This window comes from Sorangium sp. So ce302, from assembly GCF_051530145.1.
In the GTDB taxonomy this organism is placed as follows: Bacteria; Myxococcota_A; Polyangia; order Polyangiales; family Polyangiaceae; genus Sorangium; species Sorangium cellulosum_B.
On record NZ_CP150326.1, the window covers coordinates 9,727,589 to 9,741,642 of the forward strand.

The window sequence follows — 14,054 nt, forward strand, 5'->3', positions numbered from 1 at the left end:
TGCCGCAGTAGACCTGCCCTCGATCACATCGGCCGCAGACGAAGAACATCTCGGCGCAGCACCCACAGCGGGCGAGCCGGAAGCTGTCTTGCACGAGTCCCCGGGCCAGCGCGCCGGGAAGTTGCCCTTGGCGGCTGGGTCGTGCGAGACAGGCCGAACATCGGTCTGTCGCCGATCCCCGGAAGGCCCTGGTCGCTACCCAGGGCCTTCTTCTTTCCGGCGCGCCGCTTGGGCGTGATCTCTACCGCCGCGCCTCGCCGGGGCGAACTTCCCGGCCGCCCGCGCCCGCCCCCAGGCGTCACGATGTGAGGGGCAGAAATCTGCGGATCGGGGTGGCCATTAACACGCGGACGCCCTGCTGGTCTCGCAAGACGGGGGCGCCACGTGGCGCGAGGTGTTCCAGGCGGCGAGCCTGCTCGGCCTCGCCCTCTCGCCCGACGGGACCGAGATCGCGGCCGGCAGCGATCTGGACGGCCTGTGGGTGGCGCCGACGGATACCCTGGAGTTCACCCAGGTTGGGCAGCTCGGCGTCCGCTGCCTGACCTGGACCCCGCGGGGCCTCTTCGCCTGCGCCGACGAGCCCGTGGACGGCTTCTCCGCCGCCGTTTCCACGGACGGGGGCAGGACGTTCTCGCCGCTCATGACGCTCGACCGGCTCTGCGGCCCGCCGGAGGCCTGCGGGGGCGACAGCTCGACCGGCCGGACCTGCCCCGGGCTCTGGCGGGCGACAGCGCGCTTCATCGGCGCCGCGGGCTCGTGCGAGGCCGGCGCCGGCTCGGGCGGCGCCACGGGCGCGGGCGGGGGCGAGGCGAGCGCCGGCGGGGGCGAGGCGAGCGCCGGCGGGGGCGAGCCCGGCGCGGGCGCAGCCGAGCCGAGCGCCGGCGGCGGCTGCTCCTGCGGGGCGTCGGGCGGGGGGCGCGCCGGGGCGCCGCTGAGCTGCCTCGCCGCGGCCGGCGGCGCGCTCCTGCGCGCGCGACGCCACGGACGCCGGCGCGCAGAGGCGCCGGGAGCGCGGTGACGGCCCGAGCCGTTCCCGCGTCGGGTGCTCGCGTTTGGAGCTCCTAACGCGCCTGCACGTAGAGCGAGAACGGGATATTGCCCTCCCCGCCCACGAAGGTCGCGTCGGGGACGTCGATCACGAACTCGTGCGTGCCGGCGCTCGCGGCGCCCCACGGGACGATCCGGGTGTCGATCACGTCGCCAGGGCACCAGTTGCTGAACGACTGCCACTCTTTGTCCGACCGCGGGGACGCCCCGTAGATGCCGTTGCCCTGGGTGTTGTACTTGCGAAACGGCTCGCACGACGTGCGCCCGGGCTTGTACTGCAAGGCCAGCTCGCCGTCGACGTACACGTGATGGTCGCGGCGAACATACTCCTCGCCGCCCTGGTTGGCGCCGTGATTCGACGTGATGAGCACGAGCTGTGCATCCTGTGTATCCGCCGGCAATTCGAAGCTGACGGTCTTGCGGGTCGTGCCGACCTTGTCGCTGGCGCCCGTGGCGTAGTTGTTGAATTCTTCGCTGATCGCCAGCGGCAACAGGACGCTGAAGTCCTGGGCCGCCCGCGTGCTGTCGGTGTACAGCAGCAGCGATCCGAGCTGCGTGTCATTGCGACCAGCGCAACCGGGGACCTCGTCGTTCGCGGCGTAGGGCACGCCGAAGATGCCCAATTCGAACCAGAGATCGCGTTCGGCCAGGAGGTCGGGGTCTTTCAAGATCGGCACGAGGTTGCTGGCCTCCCATTCATAGGGGACCGTCTTCGGCTGCTTGTTCATGTCCATGAACGGCGTGACGAACCGTGCGATCTCGATCCGGTCGACCTTCCCGGGAACGTAGGTCTGGGCGCCCTTGGGGACCAGCGCCAGGTTGACCGAGCCGAGTCGGTCGTAGTTGTCGCACAGCGCTCCCACGACCACGCGGACCTTCAGGGTGGTCTGGATCTTGGCGAGCAGCTCGTCGGTCAACCTGGTTGCAACCAGCGAGTTGTTGTGGCGGATCACGCCGGCCGGGATCGGTTCGTCGACGGTCTCGGCGTAGCCGTCGTAGAACGTGATGTCCTCCAGCACCGGGACCTCCTCGGGTTCCTGGAGCGGCTCGTCGCCGCTGCCGCCGCTGCCCCCCGTGCTGCCACTGCCGCCACCGCCGCCATCGCCGCCCGTGCCGCCGCTGCCTGCGCTGGTCCCGGTCACTCCGCTCGTGCTCCCGCTGCTCTCGGAGGTCCCGGTGCCTCCGCCTGTGCCCGCGTCAGAGCGCTGCTCGTCCGTGCACGCGGCGAGCAGGGCCAACGGACAGAGGTATGGGATCGCGCGACGCAGGTGCATTCGTCCAACCTATCAGATCGCCGGTTCGATGTCGTGCTGGAGCGGCGGCGGAGGTGGAGCGATTCGGGCGCGTACCAGGCCGAGCGTCTCCCTCCGGGGCTGGAATTATCCAGCGTGACAAGCGCCGGACTCACGTCGAGATCGTCCCGGCGAAACCGATGCCCGTGGATAAACTTCAGGAGCTACTCGACCAGATCAAAGTGAAGAAGGAAGGGTCGTGATGACAGACGAGAGGCGACCGCTTGTGGAATCTCGGAGCGGAGCAGTCATGGATTTTATCAGCGCGCTTCAAATTTATCTCATGTCACGCATGCGGAACAAGGAGGGTGTCGCAGGAGGCCTGAGGCGTTTAGGCGTCGATGAGGCGGCGTTCGATGCGGCCAAGGAGATGCTGGCGCGCGCACGCCTGGATCATGAAGACCCAGGCACCGCGGACGAGTGCCATGCCGACTCGTATCGTCGGTTCCTTGGAGCGCCGCAGCGCGTCGAGCCGGCGGCGAGAGGCCAGGCGCCGAACGCCATGAAGATGTTCTACTCTCTCCCCGTGTGGCCAGATCTGGAGCTGGAGCTCACGATGAGCAACGAGCACACCCTCCGTGGGATCCGCTTCGTTCGCGCGGGTGAACCCAAGGCGCGCCGGCTTCGGCTCGAGGAGGTTATACCCTGGAGGGTGGTGGAGGACGATATCCCATGCAATTGCAGCGAGGCGGTCGTGGTGGATGGGTTTGGAACATGGACCGACTACTGCTGCACCCTGCTCGAGCCCGGGAGCCCAGAGTATCTCTGGGCCTTCGACTACGGTCTCCTGCAGGAGGTAATTCCCTGGAAGGACCTGAACATCGACAAGAAGGAAGCCGCCTACCCTAGCCTGGAGAGCGTCCTCGGCCTCGAGGAGCCAGAGACGCCGCGGTAGGGCAAGTTCGTCCCTGGGGTGGTGGTCACCTGTTCGCGGAGCGACGGCTGACGCAGACGCGACAGCTCGATCGGGGCCATCCTTCGCGGCGAGGACGCCTGACGGCGCGCAGCCAGGCGACCGCGCCAATCGCGACGGCGGCCAGCGGGGCGCTCCATCCTGGGCCTCCGGCGGCCCGCGGCGCCGCGCTGCAGCGGACCAGCTGGTCGTCGGCGCACTCGGGCGAGAACCCGTGCGGCGGGATGGGATTGCAGGTCGACGCGGAGAGATCCCGAGGGGGGTAGATCTGGCAGACGCCCGCGATGTCGTCGTCGTGCAGCGTCCGGAAGTTCATCGGGTCCGCCCTGTCGTACCTGGAGTGCATGGTCGCCTCGGGCCCGGCCATGGTGTGGTCGAGGCCCAGGAAATGGCCAGCCTCGTGCGTGACGATGGCGAGCAGATCTTCCCTCGGCGCGGCGGAGTCGTCCGCGACGGTGAAATCGTAGAGATCGGTGTTGATCTCCATGTCGGCCCCCCAGAGATTACCGGTCTTCCTGTCGAACTGCACCGTCGTGAGCGCGAGCATCTCGGTGTTGTGTCCCGCGGCCGCGAGCCACTCCAGATCGCGGAAGACGACCACGTTGGCGTTGCCCGGCACGAGGCCATCGACGATCCTGGTCTTGCCATCCCTGGCGTTGAGCTCCACCGCTCCGCAGGCGACGGGCCCGAGGTTCTGGACGCGGAGCCCCGGCGTTCCCCCGTCGCAGGGCGCCTGCATCCACGTATCGAACGCGGCCTCGAGCACGTCGGAGATCTCCTGGTAGGAGATCTCGCTGGACGCGTCCTCCTGGATGCTGAAGCCGATGCAATCGCCCGCCCAGCGGAGCGGCTTGCATTCGCCGACGGGCTGGTCGTCCTGCAGGCAGAGCTCCGACCTCTTGCAGGTGTTCGAGCGGCAGTAGGCCGACGCCTGCTGCGCGCTCGCCAGCACGGCGAGCGCGGCCGCCACGCAGGAGCACCATGCACGCTTCATCGCCATCGACTCCTCCACGATCGGTTGACCCTACAGCGACGGTAGCAGCGCGCGGCCGGCGCGTGGGGATTTCGCCAGCGGCGCCCTTGCCCCCCGCTGGCCTTCCGCCATCCTGAGGTGATGGGGCATGCTCGTGGGTGAGGCGGGCGGCAGAGCCGATCCGGCGCAGGGCGGCGCGGCTCCGGCGCAGGGGGGCGCGGCGGCGCAGGGCAGCGCGGCCCCGGCGCAAGGCGGCGCAGCGGCGCCGAGCTTCCTGTGCGACGCGATGCTGGGCGGCCTGTCGCGCTGGCTGCGCGGCGCGGGCTACGACGCCATGTTCGAGCATGGCATCGACGACGGCGATCTCGTGCGCCTCGCGCAGCAGACCGGCCGGGTGCTGCTGAGCTCCGACGCCGGCGTATTCGAGCGGCGCTCCCTGCGCACCGCGGCTGTGCGCGGGCTCTACGTGCCCCGCGGGCTGCGCCCGACGGAGCAGGCCGGCTTCGTGCTGCGGGAGCTCGGGCTGCCCGTGCGGGACCCCCGCTGCATGGCGTGCGGCGGCGCGCTCACGGCCGCCTCGAAGGACAGCGTCCGGGAGGCGGTGCCGGCGGTGGTGGCGGATCGCCACGACGAGTTCTGGCGGTGCGATCGATGCGGCAAGGTCCTGTGGAAGGGCAGCCACTGGGACGGCATCGTCGCCGGCGTGGCCGCCGCGGCCGGCGTGGCCGCCGCGGCCGAGGCCCCTGCACCACCGGCGGGCGGCCAAAAGCCTCCGCCGTGACGCGGCGGGCGGGCGCAATTCATTCGTCGGCCAGGACCGCCCGCGTGCCCGCGCGCGTATACTTCGCCGGATGTCCACGGGCGGCGGGAACCAACGTAGGGTCGACGTGGTGATCCTCGCCGCGATCACGCTGGAGTACAAGGCTGCCCTTCAGGTCGAGGAAGGCGCTTTGCCAGAGAGCCGGTGGGAGCAGGAGGAAGGTCCCAACGGCCTGCCCGTCGCGTTCAGGAGCTTCCAGGGAGCCGGTGGCAGGCCGCTGCACATCGCGCTGGCGCAGGCGGGCGACATGGGGGCCGTCGCTGCGACGAACGCGCTGCTGCCGCTCGTGCAGGAGGTTCGGCCGCGGTGCGTCGCGATGTGCGGCGTGTGCGCGGGGCGGCCGGGCAAGACCAAGCTGGGCGATGTCGTCGCCGCCGAACGGTTGTTTCTGCATGACACAGGCAAGGCTCTGCCAGACGGGGTGCAACAGGACCTGAGGACATACAACCTGCGCGATGACTGGAAGGTTGCGCTGGAGCACACAGACTTCAGCGCGCGCTTCAAGAACGCCTCCTGGTGGAAGGCGCGCCCCATCCCCTGCGAATGGCAGGAGAACTGGGTCCTCGCGAAGCTGCACGAGGGCGTCGCGGATCCTGGCGCGCCGCCGGAGTGCGACGAGATGTGCCCACGATGGGCGGACGTCATCGCGTCGTTGTGGAAGTCCGGCCATCTACACGATGGCACGCTCGCGCTCACCGAGGAGGGACGCGAACGGATCGTGCGAATCCTGATCCAGCAGCGAGGCCGGTTCCCGGATCTTTCTCCTGCGGGCGCGCTGCTCCCTTTCAAGGTGCATGTCGCGCCGATGGGCAGCGGCAACAAGGTCGTCGAGGACCAAGCGTACTGGAGCTTCGTGTCGGAGCACATGCGCAAGACGCTCGGCCTCGAGATGGAAGCCGCGGCCCTTGGCGCGCTCGCGCATGCCCAGCGCGACGCGAGGCTCGACGCGCTGGTGATGAAGGGCGTCATGGACTTTGCCAATCACGGGCGCGACGACCACTTCAAGGAGTACGCCGCTCGCGCCTCGGCCGAGTGCTTGATCGCGTTCCTGCGCGACAACCTCCCACCGGAAGCGCCGAACGACCCGCTCGACGACCTCCTCGTCCCGGGGACGTCGGAGCCACCGGTCGAGGCGAGCCCCGCCGCGCTCTTGAACGCTCGCTACCAGGTCGTGCCGTTCTTCGGCCGCGCCGATGTGCTCAAGGAGATCCATGCCTGGTGCGGTGCTACAGCCCCCGTACGCGCACGCCTCTTCTACGGTCCTGGCGGCATAGGGAAGACGAGGCTCTTCATCGAGGCCTGCGCTCAGCTGCGTCGCGAGGGCTGGCGAGCGGGCTTCATCCCAGGAGGCGTCGACGAGCGGCAGGTCGAAGCGCTCATGGCGGCGGAGCGTCCCACGTTCGCGGTCGTCGACTACGCCGAGAGCCGCCCCGACCTGCGCGCCCTCCTCGAGCCAGCTGGACGCGCTCGCGCCCGGAAGGGCCGGGGTCGGCTGCGGCTCGTGCTCCTCGCCCGCAACGCCGGCGACTGGTGGACGTTCCTGCAGGGCTCCGATGCCGAGCTGGGAGCATTGCTTGGCGATCACGCGCCGCGAGAGCTTCCACCCGGGGTCGCCGCGAGCCCCCAGCGGATAGGGGCCTTCCGGGAGGCGGCGGCATCGTTTGCACACGTTCTCAGGAAAGCCGTTCCAGGTGCGACGCCGCCGCTCAACGATCGGCGCTACGATCGGGTGCTCTACCTTCACATGGCGGCGCTCGCGACGGTCGAGGGGCGGGAGTTTACCGCAGAGACGCTGATGGCCAGCACGCTCGATCACGAGCAGCGTTTCTGGAGCTCGCGCTTCCCGCGCTCTGACTCCTTCGATGCGCGGCGATTCATCGAGCAGATGCGACGGGCCGTCACCGCGCTCACGCTGCGAGGTGGCGCGCCGAGCCGCGGTGAGGCGGCCGCGCTCGTGGCCAGGATCATGGACGAGCGTGACGAGCAGCTCGTGGATCGGTACCTCCGCTTCCTGCGCGACCTTTATCCCGGGCAAGGCCGTGCCTCTCGCGCAGGTGACTACCTCGGCGGACTCGAGCCCGATCTGCTGGGCGAGGCCATGGTGCACCGGACACTGTCGCTGGAGGGCGGCGAAGCCGGTTCGTACCTGGACCGCGTGCTCGAGTGCCTTGCTGGCGACGATGCGTTGGGGACCGCTTTCACGGTACTCGGGCGGCTGTCCGAGGATCAGCCCGAGGATGGAGAACAGTGGATCACGCACGTGCTCGGGCGCGACGTTGTGAGCCGAGCGATGGCGGCATTTGAAGCGGCCAAGGCTCTCGGCGAGCGCACGGCGCATGCGCGGCTCGGAAGCGTGCTCGCGAAGGCCCTGGAGCGGGAGGGGACGATTGATCTTGCGGAGCAGATGGCGCGGGCAGGGCTGCCGGAGCGCACCGTATCGCTTCGCGAGGTCACGCTGTGGGCAGAGCAGAAGCGCCTGGAACACCTTCCGGAGGGCGCTGAGCTGGAGCGGCTGGCCGAGCGAGCGCGTTTGTTGAACAACCTGGGCAATCGGCAGAGCGAGCTGGGGCAGCTGGAAGCGGCACTCGCTTCCACCCAAGAGGCCGTCACCATCCGCCGCACGCTGGCCGAGCAACGGCCCGATGCGTTCCTGCCCGACCTCGCCATGAGCCTCAACAACCTAGGCAATCGGCAGAGCGCACTGGGGCAGCGGGAAGCGGCGCTCGCTTCCACCCAAGAGGCACTCGACACAATCTGGCCCTGTTTTCTAGACGTGCCTCATGCATTTGCGCCCAAAACATCCATCATCCTTCACAGAATGCTCCAAATCCTAGAGATGCTTGGCCAATCCTCCTCACCCGAACTGCTGGAGCGCATCGCGCTTGTGGAGCGAGCTCTTCCAAATCAAGATCTCTAAGTTCGGATTTTGCATTCTCGGTTTGTAGCACCACAGTTGCATAAGCGCCGAGCGTGAGGATCTGACCAGGCGGCCAGCCAGTAAAATTCCCCAACTTTCCGCAGAAATCGCGGCCGACGTCGAGCGCTTCGCCACTACGTGCAACCGTAGTACCAAGTCGCGCACAAAAAGCTCAAACCCGAGTCGCTCGTCCTACCCTGCTCCCAATCGGGCAGGGGAACCGGTCGCGGCGATCCCGCGCGCAAATCTACCGCGAAAAGCGCATCGCCTCGGCGGCGAAGGCGTCGCTGCCCCGGTTCGCCTTGTCGCGGGTCCCGTCGAATACATCCGCGATGCCGCCCGGGCCCCCTGGGCCGACCTCGAACGTGACGCGATCCAGGGTGAGCTGCTCGTCGTCGGCATAGGCGATGCCGATCAAGGGCCCGCCGCCGCCGCCCGAGCCGCCCGACGCACCGCCCAGCGCCGCGTTGCCACGGGCGCTCCGGCCGCCCGGCGCGCCACCGCCGCCGCCCCCCTGGCCGGGCGCTCCCGTGCCGCCTTGGCCACCGGGCACGTCTTCCCACCCGGCCTCGGTGAGGTGTCCACCCCTGCCGCCGGCGCCGGGCGCGCCCAGCGCGCTGTCTTCCCCATCGCGGCCGAGCTCGCACGGGGCGCCGTCCTTCGCGCCTGTGCCGCCCGGGCCTACGTTGCTGGGGTTCGGGGTCGGCAGCGGCTCCCCGTCCTCTTCATCGCCGCCGCGATTCGGGTCCCGTCGCGCCTTTGCCGCGCGTCGATACTTGGTCGCCGCACACGCTCGTCACGGCGGGCGCGCCGGTCACGGTGGCTGCGGAGCAGGCGTCCTTCCCGATCGCGCCGATCTCCACGTGCAATGGAAGTGCGTGCGAGTCGTCGCCGTCCCGCTTTCTCCACATTCAGAACCGAACGGCGCTGCGCCGCTTGCCGGCAGCTCGTCCGCCGCTCGCTTGTGGTGGGAGAGCGCGCGTGCTACGCGGCTGGACGCTTGGCAGTGTGGCCGAATGGGACCCGCCATGTTTCAGAGCGGGTGCGACGGCGAAGCGAGCGACTTAGGGGGCGGAGGTGGTCGAGATGGCGAAGCGAGCAGCTCAAGGGGCGGCGGCGGTCGTGTTCATGGGGCTGGCCGGGTATGCGGTGGTTCCCGGATGCGTCATCCGGGTGGGTCCGGGAGATGAGGATGGAGCGTGGCATAGCTCCAACGACGGGGGACAGCCCCCCGAGGGAGGCGCGGGCGGCAGCACCGTCGACGACGGCACGGCGGCAGCAGCACCGTCGACGACGGCACGGGCGTCAGCCCGGAGGAGCAACGGCTGGCTGAGGAAGCCTATGCTCAGCTCGACCCGGAGGAGCTGGCGTTCGCCTCAGCCCTGGCCGGGAACATGACGTGCGCCATGGCCGGCGCGGTCGAGGCCACGCAGATCGATCCGGCCACGCTCGACGACGAGACGCTGAGGGCGCTCCTGGAGCAGTACGCGCCGGGAGCGATGGAGCAGGCGCGGGCGTGGCTCTCGGGCACCGACCCGTCGATGCTCGCATACAGGGTGATACCAAAGTACGAATGCGAGGGAGACTACGGCTGCGAATCTCTGCCACGATGCCAGCAGGGCTACATACCTGCCGTGAGTCATCGTTGCATCATCAACGACTGCGGGAAGGCGAAGTGCCCCACGTGCCCGGACTTCGTGAACGAGCTCCTGCAGAACATCGTGATAAGAGCGTGGTGCTCCTATGTTTGCGTCAAGACCGGGACCTCGCCGCCCGAGGTCGTCGCCGTCGGTGCCGGCGCCATCTCGGCACTCAGGAACATCTACTTCGGACCCGTCTGTATGCCGTATCTGTGAGCAGGAGGGACGATACCGTGAAGCCTACCCAACCGCGAGAGCCGCGCACCATCCGTCGAAGATCGGACCCTGACGACAAGGAGGGCGAGGCCCTCAACAACGCCTTCGACCTGTTGCGTGAGATGACCTCGGCCCGCAGGCTGTCGACCCTCGTGAGACGACCGACGCGCGCGGAAGTCCTCCTGGCGGCCGACGACTACATCGCGTATTTCCCGCTCGATGAGCCCCGCGAGCGAGCGCGAGAGCTCCGGGAGGCGGTTCTTACCTGGAGAGAGGGCGAGGAGGTCCCGCAGGCAGTGTACGAGGCGGCCCGGCGTTTCTGTCTTTCGCTCGGCATAAGGGTGCCCGCCTGCGGCTGGGAGAACGACGACGGCTACCAGGTCCGGGCGATGGATCGCGACACAGACGACGCGGAGCCGCCGCCCGAAGCGGAGGCCGCGGCCGCGCCGCGGAGCTACGGCGATGCGTCGAAGAAGGCGGCCCAGCTGGCCCAGGCACTCGCGGGCGCAGTGAACGTCGCTGAGCTGCTCGCCTCGCCCTCGCTGTGGGCCAAGGCGACGTCGTGGCCGTCGCGAGAGCATCTGGTCGAGCATATGGACCAGCTCCTGTCCGCCTTCGGAACGGAGCTCGATCAACAGAAATTCGCCGCGCCCGCTCGGAGGCTTCGCGCGCAGCTCTCGGCCTGGGAACCGGGGCCCGAGATCCCCGCCGACATCTCGAAGGCCGCCCGCGAGCTCCTCGCCGCACTGGGAATTGAAGAGCCTCCCGGCGGGTGGGACGCGCCCGAGGGGCCGCTGGAAGGACCAAGCAACGACAACGCATAAGGCCTGCTCGCCGGCGGCGCTGCACGTGACGGGAGCAGACGAGGCGCGATGGAAGTTCCCGGCGCAGACGGCGACATGGGAGCGGCCGTCAACACAGCGGCTGGTCCTGGGGCGAGGCGCTCGTCCTACCCTGTTCCCGACCGGTCAGGGGAACCGGTCGCGGCGCTCCCGCGCGCGAACCTACCGCGCGAAGCGCATCGTCTCGGCGGAGAAGCCGTCGCTGCCTCGGTTCGCCTTGTCGCGCGTCTCGTCGAACACATCCGCGATGCCGCCCGGGCCCCCTTCGCCGATCTCGAACGTGACGCGATCCAGGGTGAGCTGCTCGTCATCGGCATACGCGATGCCGATCGAGGGCCCGCCAGCGCCCCCGCCGCCATAGCCGCCCTTGCCGCCCGTGCCGCCATAGCCGCCTCGGCAGGCGTGTACGCCGAGCATGGGCGAACCCAGCCCCGGCGGGCCTCCTTGCACGCCTTGCCCGCCCGTTTGGCCTTCGCCCCCCCGGCCGCCGTAGCCGCCCCGGCCCGTGATGACCCGGGTCTCCCGCAGGGTCAGCTTGCTGCCTGAAAGGGCGAAGATCGCGATGCTCGCGCCGCCCGCGCCGCCGCCGCGGCCGCCCGTGCCGCCGCAGCCGCCGCCGCCGCCCGAGCCGCCCGACGCGCCGCCCCCGCCCAGCGCCGCGTTGCCGCAGGCGCTCCGGCCGCCCGATGCGCCGCCGCCCCCGCCGCCCCCCTGGCCGGGCGCTCCCGTGCCGCCCTGGCGGCCGGGCACGCCCTCCCACCCAGCCTCGGTGAGGCGTCCACCATGGCCGGCTGCGCCGGGCTCGCCCGGCGCGCCGTCATCCCCACGACGGCCGTCCGCGCACGGGGCGCCGTCCTTCGCGCCCGCGCCACCCAGGCCCGCTTCCCTGGGATTCGGGACCGTCAGCGGCTTGCCGTCCTCGGCATCTCCACCGCGGTCCGGGGCCCCGTCGCCCCCTTTGCCGCCCGTCGACACCATGTCACCGCATACGGTCGTCACCGCGGGCGCGCCGGCCACGGTCGCTGCCGAGCAAGCGTCCCTGCCGATCGCTCCGATCTCTCCGTACGCTGGCTGCGGATCAACATAGACCGCATCCTGGCCGGCCTCGCCCGACCCGCCCCTGTCCGCCTCAATCACGCTCCGAAGCACCTCCACGACCGCGCCCGGCTGGAGCCTCATCGCGATGGAAGAGCGATCCGAATGCAGTCTGCGCTCGTGCTGCACATGCATGTCCACGATCGTGGATACGCCGTCGGTGGCCCCTTCGCCGTCGCCCAGTGCTGCCACCACGGTGATCGGGGGACCTCCAGCGTCCGGTGAAGCGAGGTTCGCCGGCTTGTTGGTCGCCCCTTCCGTGTAGTGTCTCCATCTCGACCAGCAAACGAAGCCGCCCCACAGATCGATGCCGGAGGGCAACGTGATGGCCTCGGTGTAAGCGTCGGTGCAGGCGAACACCCGCCCGCGCGCGTGCGGCGCAAGCGCGAGCGCCCGGGTGAGCGTCTTCACCGGCTTGTCCATCGTGCCGGGATTGCTGTCGTCTCCCCACGCCCGGCTGGCGAACACCCCGCAGCCGGCCTGCACGCGCAGCGCGGCGAGGCCCTGGAGACATTCCTCCTCCGAGGGCGCGGCCGAGGGCTCTGGGTCGCAGGTGCCCCCCTCGGCGCACGGTGGGGCGTACGGCTCCGCTCCGCACCCCAGGGCGGCCGGAGAAGACAGCACGAGGACCCATGCAACGGCTGTGATCTTCATGATCTTCTCTCTGCCCATCCCCGTGCGAAATCCATCATCCGGGCGGCACGATCAGCTCGGGGAAATCCCAGAGCGTTGCGGCCTTGCCGCTCTCCCCGCTGGCTGTGTCCTCGGTTGGGTTGCCTCCGAGTCCCCCGGTGCCGGGGGCTCCGGTGCGCCCGAAAGCGCTCTCCGTGAGGTGAACGCTGCTGTCCACGCGCGCGACGGCTATGGAGACGCCCCCGAGCCCTCCGCCGCCATCGCCGCCTTTGCCGCCATCGCCGCCCACCCCACCCTCGCATGCACGGTAGCCCGTGCCTGGGATAGTTCCACGGGCACCTTCCCCCCCGCCCCAACCACCCTCTTGCCCCTGCCCTCCGTTGCCGCCGCGACCGCCGTCCCCCGTGATGATCTCTGTCTTGTCCACCATGACGTGAGCATGCAGGGCGATGATCCCGAAGCTGCCACCCCCATAGCCGCCGCCTCGGCCACCGCGCCCCCCGCAGCCGCCGCCCCCGCCCGAGCCGCCGGATGGTCCGCCTTGCGGATCCACAGGGCGGCACTGCCCGTTCGTTCCGACGCCGCCCGCGCCGCCGCCCCCCTGGCCGATCCCGCCGTTCTGGCCGTCCCGCCCCGAGAAACCCTGCCAGCCACGCGCGCTGATGCTTCCGTACTTGAGCCGGTCGTCCACGCCCGTCCCGCCGCCGACCCCGTGCGCGCCGGCCTCCCCAGCGCCGCCCCTCTCGCCGGCGGTGCAGGTCATCGGCCCGCCCGTTCCCCCTTCGCCGTCCTCCATCGAGCCCGGCCCCGGGGCCGGCGCGCCCGGCCCGCCGTCGCCGCCCGCGGTGACGGCGCCATCACCGCCCGCGCCGCCAATGGACGTCGTGCCGTCCTCGCACACAGTCATCGCCGGCGGAGCGCCCTCGGTCCAGTCCGCTAGGCACCCGGGCGCGCCCGGGTGGCCAGGCGCCCCATCCAGCGCCCGCCATGCCTGCGGAGCGCTCTCCCCGTTCGCCCCATCCGCGCCGTTCCCCGCCAGGATCTCGCTCGACACCACATCCACCGCGGCGCCCTCGCGCACGATCATCGCGATGGACGACTCGCTCGGCCGCACCGCATCCGCCGCCACGAGCCGCACGCCGAACACCGCCGACGTCATGCTCGCCTGTCGAGCCTCCACGACGAGCGGCACCAACTCCGGCCCCGGCGCAATCTCGGTGAAGCGGTCCTTGCCACCCCAGGCCCACGCCTCCGTCGCGCAGTCCCGCCCGCCCCAGATCGCGACGCCCGACGGCAGCGTGACCGCCTCCTCGAAGTCCTCCGCGCAGGCGTACACCCGCCGTGGCCCCCCGGGCTCCGACGCCTTCTCCACCGCACGCCGCAGCGTCCTGACGGGCGCTTCCCTCGTCCCGTCGCTCGCGTCGTCCCCGCGCAGCGCGACGAACACCCCGCACCCGTCCTTTGCCGGGCTCGTCACGGGATCGCCGTCACACGGAGACGCCGGCAGCGCCGGCGGCGTCTCGCCGGGGAGCGGCTCGCAGCTGTACGTCGTCGTGCAGTCCTCGGCATAGGAACACCCTGCGCCCCCCGCGGCGCTCCCGCAGCCGAGCGCGATCGCCGCGATCGAACGCAGCGTTCCTCGACCCTGCCTCCCGCGCGTCCCCAT

Annotated in this window: 11 protein-coding genes; 6 read left to right on the plus strand and 5 right to left on the minus strand. The window is 70.3% G+C overall.

The window, feature by feature from the left end:
• The first annotated feature begins 394 nt into the window (after positions 1–394).
• Positions 395–1,018, plus strand: a complete 624-nt coding sequence (locus tag WME73_RS36860) for a hypothetical protein (protein WP_437912589.1) — start codon at positions 395–397, stop codon at positions 1,016–1,018.
• Between the two features lie 43 nt (positions 1,019–1,061).
• On the opposite strand, the gene WME73_RS36865 is transcribed toward WME73_RS36860, so the two are convergent.
• On the minus strand, positions 1,062–2,189 hold the full coding sequence (locus tag WME73_RS36865; protein ID WP_437912590.1) for a peptide-N-glycosidase F-related protein: 1,128 nt from the start codon (positions 2,187–2,189) through the stop codon (positions 1,062–1,064).
• A 352-nt stretch (positions 2,190–2,541) separates the two neighbouring features.
• On the opposite strand from WME73_RS36865, the gene WME73_RS36870 reads away from it, so the two are divergent.
• Complete coding sequence (locus WME73_RS36870; RefSeq protein WP_437912591.1) at positions 2,542–3,234, plus strand: hypothetical protein; 693 nt, start codon at positions 2,542–2,544, stop codon at positions 3,232–3,234.
• 25 nt (positions 3,235–3,259) lie between these two features.
• On the opposite strand, the gene WME73_RS36875 is transcribed toward WME73_RS36870, so the two are convergent.
• The gene (locus tag WME73_RS36875) at positions 3,260–4,252 is read right to left on the minus strand and encodes a matrixin family metalloprotease (RefSeq protein WP_437912592.1); all 993 of its coding nucleotides are present in this window, start codon (positions 4,250–4,252) and stop codon (positions 3,260–3,262) included.
• A 121-nt stretch (positions 4,253–4,373) separates the two neighbouring features.
• Here WME73_RS36875 and WME73_RS36880 point away from each other — a divergent pair, with 121 nt between their 5' ends.
• Both WME73_RS36880 and WME73_RS36885 read left to right on the plus strand, forming a co-directional pair.
• Positions 4,374–5,006 carry a Mut7-C RNAse domain-containing protein gene (locus tag WME73_RS36880; protein ID WP_437912593.1) on the plus strand — a complete coding sequence of 211 codons (633 nt, stop codon included), beginning with the start codon at positions 4,374–4,376 and terminating at the stop codon, positions 5,004–5,006.
• A 106-nt stretch (positions 5,007–5,112) separates the two neighbouring features.
• Positions 5,113–7,962: a tetratricopeptide repeat protein gene (locus WME73_RS36885; RefSeq protein WP_437741006.1), complete on the plus strand. Its 2,850-nt coding sequence runs from the start codon at positions 5,113–5,115 to the stop codon at positions 7,960–7,962.
• A 247-nt stretch (positions 7,963–8,209) separates the two neighbouring features.
• On the opposite strand, the gene WME73_RS36890 is transcribed toward WME73_RS36885, so the two are convergent.
• Entirely contained in the window at positions 8,210–8,515 is a 306-nt protein-coding gene (locus tag WME73_RS36890; protein ID WP_437741007.1) for a hypothetical protein, read from the minus strand.
• An 841-nt stretch (positions 8,516–9,356) separates the two neighbouring features.
• Here WME73_RS36890 and WME73_RS36895 point away from each other — a divergent pair.
• Together WME73_RS36895 and WME73_RS36900 are read left to right on the plus strand one after the other, a co-directional pair.
• Positions 9,357–9,818, plus strand: coding sequence for a hypothetical protein (locus WME73_RS36895; protein ID WP_437912594.1), 462 nt, complete (start codon positions 9,357–9,359; stop codon positions 9,816–9,818).
• 17 nt (positions 9,819–9,835) lie between these two features.
• Positions 9,836–10,642, plus strand: coding sequence for a hypothetical protein (locus WME73_RS36900; protein ID WP_437912595.1), 807 nt, complete (start codon positions 9,836–9,838; stop codon positions 10,640–10,642).
• Between the two features lie 180 nt (positions 10,643–10,822).
• Here the strand turns inward: WME73_RS36900 and WME73_RS36905 are convergent, their stop codons facing one another.
• On the minus strand, positions 10,823–12,409 hold the full coding sequence (locus WME73_RS36905; RefSeq protein ID WP_437912596.1) for a hypothetical protein: 1,587 nt from the start codon (positions 12,407–12,409) through the stop codon (positions 10,823–10,825).
• Between the two features lie 34 nt (positions 12,410–12,443).
• Positions 12,444–14,054, minus strand: a complete 1,611-nt coding sequence (locus WME73_RS36910; RefSeq protein WP_437912597.1) for a hypothetical protein — start codon at positions 14,052–14,054, stop codon at positions 12,444–12,446.

What these genes read in the sequence shown, in the direction of transcription:
- WME73_RS36870 (WP_437912591.1), top strand. Translation starts at nt 2,542, where the DNA reads ATGACAGACGAGAGGCGACCGCTTGTGGAATCTCGGAGCGGAGCAGTC.
- WME73_RS36875 (WP_437912592.1), bottom strand. Translation starts at nt 4,252, where the DNA reads ATGGCGATGAAGCGTGCATGGTGCTCCTGCGTGGCGGCCGCGCTCGCC.
- WME73_RS36880 (WP_437912593.1), top strand. Translation starts at nt 4,374, where the DNA reads ATGCTCGTGGGTGAGGCGGGCGGCAGAGCCGATCCGGCGCAGGGCGGC.
- WME73_RS36895 (WP_437912594.1), top strand. Translation starts at nt 9,357, where the DNA reads ATGACGTGCGCCATGGCCGGCGCGGTCGAGGCCACGCAGATCGATCCG.
- WME73_RS36905 (WP_437912596.1), bottom strand. Translation starts at nt 12,409, where the DNA reads ATGAAGATCACAGCCGTTGCATGGGTCCTCGTGCTGTCTTCTCCGGCC.
- WME73_RS36910 (WP_437912597.1), bottom strand. Translation starts at nt 14,054, where the DNA reads ATGGGGACGCGCGGGAGGCAGGGTCGAGGAACGCTGCGTTCGATCGCG.